The organism is Mycoplasma leonicaptivi ATCC 49890 (assembly GCF_000622205.1).
In the GTDB taxonomy this organism is placed as follows: domain Bacteria; phylum Bacillota_I; class Bacilli_A; order Mycoplasmatales; family Metamycoplasmataceae; genus Mycoplasmopsis; species Mycoplasmopsis leonicaptivi.
Genome location: NZ_JHWE01000075.1, coordinates 1 through 1,503, shown reverse-complemented (window position 1 = coordinate 1,503; position 1,503 = coordinate 1). Strand labels below are relative to the sequence as shown.

Annotated in this window: 1 protein-coding gene; it reads right to left on the bottom strand. The window is 23.4% G+C overall.

All coding sequences use genetic code 4. The features are described 5' to 3' along the window. Positions 1 to 194 precede the first annotated feature (194 nt). On the bottom strand, positions 195 to 1,424 hold the full coding sequence (locus BU00_RS04755; RefSeq protein ID WP_051521867.1) for a hypothetical protein: 1,230 nt from the start codon (positions 1,422 to 1,424) through the stop codon (positions 195 to 197). Positions 1,425 to 1,503: the final 79 nt, after the last annotated feature.

The following is a 1,503-nucleotide window of genomic DNA, read 5'->3' as shown; positions in this document are numbered from 1 at the left end:
TAGCAATATATAGCATTATTTTTATTTTTTTATACTACTACGTAGTATAAAGGCTTGAAAAACATAAAAAACCTGCGTTTTCTGGGAAACGCAGGTTAATATTTGTTTAACAAATATTAAGTTTTTTGTTTGGAGGCGTAAATTATTTGGGACTGTACGATATTTTGTGTAAATTCTATTAACTCAAGGTTTATTTATTTTAATAATTCATATTCAAATAATGTAGGAACAATTTCTTTTAAATAATAACTTTTAAGTAAAGTTTTTAATGTTTTTATATGACCATTCAATTCAGGATAATTGTAAATATTTCTACCTTTTTCATCTTTAAATTTTGTATTTAATTCTTCATCAATTTGATATAAACCATAAGTAAAATCTGGATTATATTCATTTGTTTTTTTAGCTTCATCTAACACTTGTTTTCAAACTTTTATTAAATTCAATTCATCGTTGTTAAAGTTAATTTGTTTTAAGGTTGTACTAGCAAGCGTTTCACCATTTGAGGTATCTAAGCACAATTCATTTCTATAAAATCTACCATCACTTCCGTTTAATGATCTCATATGTGAGTAGTGTGTTAATGATGTATATAATAAATTTTTTAACAGCCAAGAATTTAGTTTACCATTTCTAACATCTTTTATATAATCATCGTATTTATCTGCTGATTTCATAACTTGACTCATAATTGTTCAGTGGTTATAATTATCAGTATATTTACCAGCTGTAAATATAGGAAGTTTTTCTAAAAAATTATCTTTTCTTAAAAATGTCCCATTTCCATCATATCTTCCACAAATTGTTAATCCACAATTTAATCTAGCATTATCAAATCCACGAGTTGAGACTAAATATCCTATAATATTTTCATTATATATTTTTTTCACTCTATTTCTTGAATGTTTTTGATTTTCTAAGCCATTTAATTCTGATGAAATACCATCAAATTTATCGTTTTGATCTAATTCTTGATTATAAAATTTTTCACTAAATAAAGTGTAAACTCTTTTAATTGTTATATTATTATTTTTAACTAAATTTTCATTTTCAATATCGTATGTTTCTAAAATAAATTCTTTTAAATTATATTTCGAATTTTGCCATAAAATACAAGAAATAAAAGCATTTGTATTAGTGTGAAAATGTTTTCTATTAAATCCAAATCCATTTATAAATTTTTTATTAATTAAATGTTGTGATTTCCAATATTTTATTGGACTAAAAACTATATAACTATCAGTATCTTGTCTTAAATAATATTTAAAAGCAGACCAAATAAAAGCATTTGCTAAATCATTTGTGGTTGCACCTTTAATTTCTTTTTTCATTTCTTGAACTACATAAGAATTTTTTCATACAGAATTTATTTTTGCTTTTCCTTGTTTTTGATGTTCTATACTTGTAGTTTTAAACAGGGACACAGATTTGAAACAATTATAATTTTAAAGCACTTCAAGTTTCTTGAGGTGTTTTTCAATTAAGATTTGATTGAAATCTTTC